Consider the following 6,685-nt stretch of genomic DNA (forward strand, 5'->3'; position numbering starts at 1 on the left):
AGGGCGGTCGGGATGGCGTCGCTCGATGCCGGGCGGCCGAGGCCGGGCGGGTCCGGCGCCGGCGGCGAGGAATCGCCGAACGACGTGTCGCCGGGGCCGCATCGCGGCCGAACGCGTCGCACTGGCCCGAACGTGCCGCCCCGAAGCCGTTTTCGGGCTACTACGCGGGGGCCTGCCTGCTGGTGTCGTTGCTGATCCACGTATTGATGGAGGAGACCTCACCAGTCGGGGCTTGAAGATCGGGGCTGACAATGCGTGTGTTGCTGGTCGAGGACGACCACGGCGTCGGCGGCGCGATCAAGGATGTCCTGGATGCGCGCGGCCACCCGGTCGAGTGGGTGACCCGGGGGGCGGACGCCCTGCTCCGTCATCGCAACGCCGACCTGCTGCTCCTTGACCTCGGGCTGCCGGACATCAGCGGGCTGGAGGTGCTGCGTCGCCTGCGCCGGCTCGCCGCGACCCCGGTCCTCGTCCTGACCGCGATGGGCACCCACGAGCGCGACATCGTGCGGGGCCTGCGCCTCGGCGCCGACGATTATCTGATCAAGCCGGTGCGGATGGACGAGCTGCTAGCCCGGATGGAGGCCATCCTGCGCCGCACCGAGCGCGGCGGTGCCACCCCGGTCGGGCGGGTGCAGGTGAACGACATCGCCATCGACCTCGACACCCATCTGGTGACGGTCGCCGGCGAGGAGGTCGTGCTGACGCGGATCGAGTTCGAGATCCTGGCCGTGCTCGCCCGCAAGGCGGGCGCGGCCGTCAGCCGCGAGCAGTTGCTCGACGAGGTGTGGGGCGACGCCTACGTGGCGGTGTCGCGGACGTTCGACGTGCACCTGTCGAAGCTGCGCAAGAAGCTTGGCCGGCCGAGCCCGCTGCACAACATCCGCGGCTTCGGCTACCGGCTGGGCGACTGAGATGCGCCGACGGCTGCTGATCGTCCTCATCGTGGCCGGTCTCGGCGCGCTCGCCGCGTTCGCCGTCCCGCTGCTCTACACCACCTCGGCGGAACGCTCCGACCGGTTCGTCAGCCGGCGCACCGCCGACATCAACCGGTTCGCCGAGCTCGCGCTCACCGGCTCCGACCAGCTCGAACCGGAGATCGATGCGCATGCCGACCTCTATGGCGACGCCGTGGCCGTCGTCGACGCGGCGGGCCGGCCGATCGTCTCGCGCGGCGACCTCGGTGATCTCGGCGGCGGCGGGCAGGTCGCGCAGGCGATCGACGCGGCGCTGCGCAACCAGCGCCAGGCCAGCCTGCCCGATATCCGGCCCTGGTCGTCCGGGCGGGTGCTGTTCGCCCGCCCGGTGGGCAACGGCGTCGAGGTGAGCGGCGCGGTGGTGCTGGTGTCGAGCCGGGGCCGTGCCGCGGCGGACGTCGGGCGGGTATGGGGGCACGTCCTGCTCGGCGTGCTCGCCGTCGCCGCGGTGTTCGCGACGGTGATCCTGCTGATCGTCCGCTGGGTGCTGCGGCCCATCACCCAGCTCGAGCACGGCCTGCGGGCGGTCGGCAAGGGGGTGGTGGNGGCGCACGTGTCGCCGCNGCAGGGGCCGTCGGAGGTACGCACACTNCTCGCCTCGTTCAACCGGATGTCGGACGCGGTCGCCGACTCGGCGCGCCGTCAGCGGGCGCTCATCGACGACACCTCCCACCAGTTGNGCAACCCCCTGATGGCGATGCGGCTGCGGATGGACATGCTGGCCGGCTCGTTGCCGGACGAGGCGCGCGACACCTACGCCTCGATGGTCGCCCAGGCCGGGCGGCTGCAGGTCCTGCTCGATGGCATGCGCGCGCTCGCCGTCGCCGACGCGGCCGCCACCGAGCTCGCCGCCCATCCCGCGACCCCGGCGGCCTGCGACGCGAGCGCGACGGTGCTCGAGCGGATCGACTTCTGGCTGCCCGCCGCCGTCGCCCGGGACGTGACGCTGGTCGATCACGTCCCGGCGGAACCCATCCCGCTGCTGTGCGCCGATACGGACCTGGAGCAGATCGTCGACGTGCTGATCGACAACGCCATCAAGTACGCCCCGGGCAGCACGGTGACCGTGACGGTGACCGCTCGCTGGCCGACGGGGCGGGGCCGGGTGACCGTGGCCGACGACGGCGTCGGCGTGCCACCCGGCGAGCTGCCGCGCCTGACCGAACGGTTCCACCGCGGCAACCACGACCTGTCCGGCTCCGGGCTCGGCCTGGCGATCGCCGAGCGGCTGGTGACCAACAACGGCGGGCGGCTGATCCTGGAGACGGTGACGCCGCACGGGCTGTCCGTCGCCGCCGAACTGCCCGTCGGAGAACGGCCCACGTCCCCGCCGGTCGACTCCGCGCCCACGGGCACGCCGGCGAACGGCGGGCGTGGCTCGGGGTTGCCCGGCCTGTCGCGGTCGGGCGGGACCGACACGATGCCGACGATCTGGCTGCCCAGGTCCCAGCGCCGCCGGGCCCGACGGCGCGACGACCCGGCGAGTGCCACGACGCCCGGAGCCGCCTCGTGACCGTCTCTCGCCGCGCGGTGCTGCTCGGCACCCTGGCGGTCGGGGCCACGGCCGTCACCGTCGCCAGTGCCGGCGGTTGCTCGTCGGACGACCCCACGGTCTCGATCGCGGCCGGGGAGCCCGACGGCTTCTACATCGAGTTCGCGAACCTGCTCCGACCGTTGCTGCACGCCCAGGTGGTTCCGACGCTCGGCAGCGTGCAGAACATCCGTAGCGTCTCGGCCGGCACGGCGGACCTCGGGCTCGCCCTCGCCGATGCCCTCGACGCCGCGCAGAAGGGTCTGCCCGCCTTCGGCCGCCCGGTGCAGCTCTACGCGCTCGGCCGGGTCTACGAGAACTACATGCAGCTCGTCGTGCGCGCCGACAGTCCGGTGCGCGCCGTGGCGGACCTGGCCGGCCGGGCCGTGTCGCTGGGCGCCAACGGCTCCGGCGCCGCGCTGTTCGGCGAGCGCCTGTTCGCCACGGCGGGGGTGATGCTCGGCCAGGCACGCCACCTGTCGCTCAAGGACGCCGTGGGCGCGCTGCGCGAGGACATGATCGACGCCATGCTGTGGTCGGGCGGGGTCCCGACGGAGGTCCTGGCGCAGGCGGACCGGGAGTGGGGCATCCGGCTGCTGGAGCTCGGCGCCTACGTCCCCGAACTGCGCCGCCGCTACGGCCGCTACTACAACGAGGTCGCCCTGCCGGCCGGCACCTACCGGGCGGCGGGCGCCGTGCATACGGTCGGCGTTCCGAACCTGCTGGTCGCCGGGTCGCACTGCCCCGATCAGGTGGTCCGCAACACCGTCCGGGTGCTGGTCGAGCACGCCGGGCAGCTCGTGCCGAAGCAGGCCCGGGGCACCCAGTACCTCGACGTCGGCAACCTCATCAACACCGAGCCGCTGCCGCTGCACCCGGCCGCCGCCGAGACCTACCGGGCGCTGCGGGGATAGCCCGGCCACCCGTCCCAGGAGGCCGCCGCCTCGCTCGTCAGCGGGTCCGGCGGTTGAACAGGACGCTCGAGGCCACGACCGAGACCGCGATGATGCCCAGGCTCCACAGCACCGCGTGCCAGGCGACGGAGCCGACCGGCCTGCCGGTGAGCGCGGCGCGGGTCGTCTCCACCACGGTGTTCACGGGTTGGTCACGGGCGAAGCCCCGCAGCCAGGACGGCATCGTGTCGACCGGGACGAACGCGCTGCTCGGGTAGGCCAGGAAGCTGACGAGGAAGGTGAACCCGTTCGCCGCCTCCGGTGAACCGGCGAGGATCCCGACCGTCGCCGACAGCCAGGACAGCGCCAGCACGAACAGCGCCAGCACGCCCACGGCCACCAGCCAGTCGCCGACACCGGCGGACGGGCGGAAGCCGATGGCGAGGGCCACGGCGACCACCAGCGCGGTGGAGACGAGGTTGCGCACCACGCTCGCCACCACGTGCCCGGAGATCAGTGCGGCGCCGGAGACGTCCATCGACCGGAACCGGTCGATGACGCCGGTGGTCAGGTCGCTGGACACGGTGACGGCGGTGGTCGCCGCCCCGAAGCCGGCGCAGACCAGCAGCACGCCGGGCACGACGTAGTCCACGTAGTCGATGCCGGTCTGCAGCGCCCCGCCGAACAGGTAGACGAACATCAGCATCAGCATGATCGGGAGTGCGAGCGCGGTGATCATGCCGTCGACGCTGCGCACGGTCAACCGCAGGCTGCGGCCGATCATCGTCGCCGCGTCGCCGGCGGCGTCGACGAACGCCGGCCGGGGCGCGGGGCGGACGGCCGCTTTGGGCAGGGCCAGCTCAGACATGNGCGCTCCCCCTCTGGAGGGCGGTCGGGCGGATCTCGGTGGGCGACGGGCGGGTCTCGGCGCGTGCCGGCCGGGCGGTGAGGGTGAGGAAGGCGTCGTCCAGGGTGGTGCCGTGCACGTCGAAACGGGCGACGCGATCGCGGCCGGCGTCGATCTCGTCGAGCAGGGCGCGTACGTGGGCCGCCGTGCCGTCGGTGGTGATGCCGAAGGTGCGCCGAGCCGGATCGGCGGTGACGGCGCGCGGGCCGAGTTGGCGCACGACGGCCGCGAACGCCTCGGGCCCGGCGGCCGCCGTCAGCTCCACGTCGAGGCGGTGCCCGCCGACCTGCTCCTTGAGCTGCGCCGCGGATCCCTCGGCGACCACCCGCCCGCCGTCGACGATCGCGATGCGGTCGGCCAGCCGGTCGGCCTCGTCCAGGTACTGCGTGGTGAGGAAGACGGTGACGCCGGCGACGGCGAGCTCGCTGACGATCTCCCACATCGCGGCCCGACTGCGCGGGTCCAGGCCGGTCGTCGGCTCGTCCAGAAAAATGATCTCCGGCTCGCCGACGAGGCTCGCCGCGAGGTCCAGCCGGCGGCGCATCCCGCCGGAGTAGGTCTCGACCCGGCGCCGGCCGGCGGCGGTCAGGTCGAACCGTTCCAGCAGCTCCGCGGCGCGCCGGCGGACCAGGCGGGGCGGCAGGTGCAGCAGCCGGCCCATCATCCGCAGGTTCTGCTCGCCGGTCTGCGCCTCGTCGAGGGCCGCGTACTGGCCGGTCAGGCTGATCCGCCGGCGGACCTCGCGGCGCTGGGTGTCGACGTCGTGGCCGGCGACCCGGACGCGCCCGGCGTCGGCGCGCGTCAGGGTGGCCAGGATCCGCACGGCGGTGGTCTTGCCCGCGCCGTTCGGGCCGAGCAGCGCGAACACGCCGCCGCAGGACACCCGCAGGTCGACGTGGTCGAGCACGGAGGTCGAGCCGTAGGACTTGGCCAGCCCGACAGCCTCGATCGCCAGGTCAGTGGACATCGTGAGGGCTGCTCCTCGTCGCGAAGGTGAACTGCGTATGGCGTACGTTCAATAGCGTAGATGGTACGCAGATCTAGGATGGCGTCAACGGCGGTGCGGCGAAGGGCGGCTGTCGGATCCCTGACGCGGCGCGGAGGNGACGATGGCCAGGAGCCCCGGACCGGGCGGCGGCCCGGCCAGCGTGCCTGCGGACTCGGGTGTCGTGCCCGCGGCCTCGGGTGTCGTGCCCGCGGCCTCCGCCGTGGGCGGCAGGCCGGAAGCGCCCGGCGTCTTCGCTCTTCCGCCGGCCGTCGAGATGCTCTGGGGGATCCGGGAGCGGCCGAGCCGGGGTCCCCGCCGCGGGCTCAGCCTGGAGCGCATCGTGTCCGCCGCGGTCGACGTCGCGCAGGCCGACGGCATCGGCGCGCTGTCGATGAGCCGGGTCGCCGCCGAGCTCGGCGCCGCGACCATGTCGCTCTACCGGTACGTCGCCGCCAAGGACGAGCTGCTGCTGCTGATGGTGGACGCCGCGATGGGCAGCCCGCCCGGCCCGCGCGAGCCCGACGACGGCTGGCGGGCGGGCCTCAGTCGCTGGGCCCAGGGCGCGCGGGCGGCGTACCACCGTCATCCCTGGGCCCTGCGCGTCCCGATCAGCACCCCGCCGCTCGGCCCGAACATGGTCGCCTGGATGGACGACGGCCTGCGCTGCCTGGCGCACACCCCCCTGACCGAGCAGCAGAAACTGTCCTCGGTGCTACTGCTGAGCGGTTTCGTCCGCAACGAGGCGACGCTGTCCGCCGACCTCACGGTGGCGTCCGGCGGGGAGAAGATGATGCCGGGCTACGGCGCGCTNCTCTCGCGGCTCATCGATCCGGCGCTGTTCCCCTCGTTGCAGCGCGCGATCGATTCCGGCTCGCTCGACGATGACGACGACATGGACGGCGAGTTCGACTTCGGGCTCGCCCGCCTGCTCGACGGCATCGCCGTGCTCGTCGACCGCCTCGCCGCCACCTGAAAGCCGCGGCAGATGCGTTCTCGGCGATGTGGACGACCNCACCACCCGCGCCCTCGGACTACTGCTGATCTCGCCTCCGCCAGGCGAGCTACCTTCCCGGGGCGCAATACCAGGAACTTTAGGTTCGGATCAGGACTGTGACCACGGTGGNNGGCGGTCCTGCGAGGTGCTTGTCGATCGGCTTCTTGGCGGGGAACGGGGTGCGTTTGGTGCGTCGGACGACGCGGGGGTGGGAGCGGAGCCGTTTCGGTAGGACGTGTTCGGCGATCTCAGCGGTCACCGCGGCCAGGATCCGGGCCGTCCGGCGGAGGGGGGAAAAGCGCCCGGCGCACGACTTGGCGGCGGACGACTTTGACGGTGTGGGTGAAGGAGAGCCGGTCGGGGTCGATCCCTTCGACCAGCGCGGTGTCGTGGAT

At 73.1% G+C, this 6,685-nt stretch carries 5 protein-coding genes and 5 pseudogenes; 7 read left to right on the top strand and 3 right to left on the bottom strand.

Annotated elements, in window-relative coordinates; translation table 11 throughout:
• Positions 1-251: 251 nt before the first annotated feature.
• The 5 genes and pseudogenes from FF86_RS12150 to FF86_RS12160 all read left to right on the top strand — a co-directional run bounded on the left by FF86_RS12150 (position 252) and on the right by FF86_RS12160 (position 3,422).
• On the top strand, positions 252-914 hold the full coding sequence (locus tag FF86_RS12150) for a response regulator transcription factor (protein WP_011602538.1): 663 nt from the start codon (positions 252-254) through the stop codon (positions 912-914).
• A 1-nt stretch (position 915) separates the two neighbouring features.
• Positions 916-1,522 (top strand): annotated as a pseudogene (locus FF86_RS46810) (two-component sensor histidine kinase); the annotation flags it as partial.
• Between the two features lie 47 nt (positions 1,523-1,569).
• Positions 1,570-1,656: pseudogene (locus FF86_RS62215) on the top strand (hypothetical protein); the annotation flags it as partial.
• Between the two features lie 126 nt (positions 1,657-1,782).
• Entirely contained in the window at positions 1,783-2,490 is a 708-nt protein-coding gene (locus FF86_RS46820) for a sensor histidine kinase KdpD (protein WP_242418628.1), read from the top strand.
• Positions 2,487-3,422 carry a TAXI family TRAP transporter solute-binding subunit gene (locus FF86_RS12160; protein WP_044884555.1) on the top strand — a complete coding sequence of 312 codons (936 nt, stop codon included), beginning with the start codon at positions 2,487-2,489 and terminating at the stop codon, positions 3,420-3,422. Before FF86_RS46820 ends, FF86_RS12160 begins: the two co-directional genes overlap by 4 nt.
• A gap of 37 nt (positions 3,423-3,459) precedes the next feature.
• Here FF86_RS12160 and FF86_RS12165 read toward each other — a convergent pair whose 3' ends face one another.
• Both FF86_RS12165 and FF86_RS12170 read right to left on the bottom strand, forming a co-directional pair.
• Positions 3,460-4,185, bottom strand: coding sequence for an ABC transporter permease (locus FF86_RS12165; protein WP_044884649.1), 726 nt, complete (start codon positions 4,183-4,185; stop codon positions 3,460-3,462).
• An 86-nt stretch (positions 4,186-4,271) separates the two neighbouring features.
• A pseudogene (locus FF86_RS12170) lies at positions 4,272-5,275 on the bottom strand (ATP-binding cassette domain-containing protein); the annotation flags it as partial.
• A 412-nt stretch (positions 5,276-5,687) separates the two neighbouring features.
• Between FF86_RS12170 and FF86_RS46825 the strand changes: the two are divergent.
• Both FF86_RS46825 and FF86_RS46830 read left to right on the top strand, forming a co-directional pair.
• A partial coding sequence (locus FF86_RS46825) for a TetR/AcrR family transcriptional regulator C-terminal domain-containing protein (RefSeq protein WP_242418630.1) occupies positions 5,688-6,106 on the top strand: 419 nt, incomplete at its 3' end.
• A gap of 1 nt (position 6,107) precedes the next feature.
• Positions 6,108-6,269, top strand: a pseudogene (locus FF86_RS46830) (TetR/AcrR family transcriptional regulator); the annotation flags it as partial.
• A 269-nt stretch (positions 6,270-6,538) separates the two neighbouring features.
• On the opposite strand, the pseudogene FF86_RS31860 reads toward FF86_RS46830, so the two are convergent.
• Positions 6,539-6,685 (bottom strand): annotated as a pseudogene (locus tag FF86_RS31860) (IS4 family transposase); the annotation flags it as partial.

Origin of the sequence: Frankia sp. CpI1-P, assembly GCF_001421075.1 — a bacterium.
GTDB classification, from domain to species: domain Bacteria; phylum Actinomycetota; class Actinomycetes; order Frankiales; family Frankiaceae; genus Frankia; species Frankia torreyi.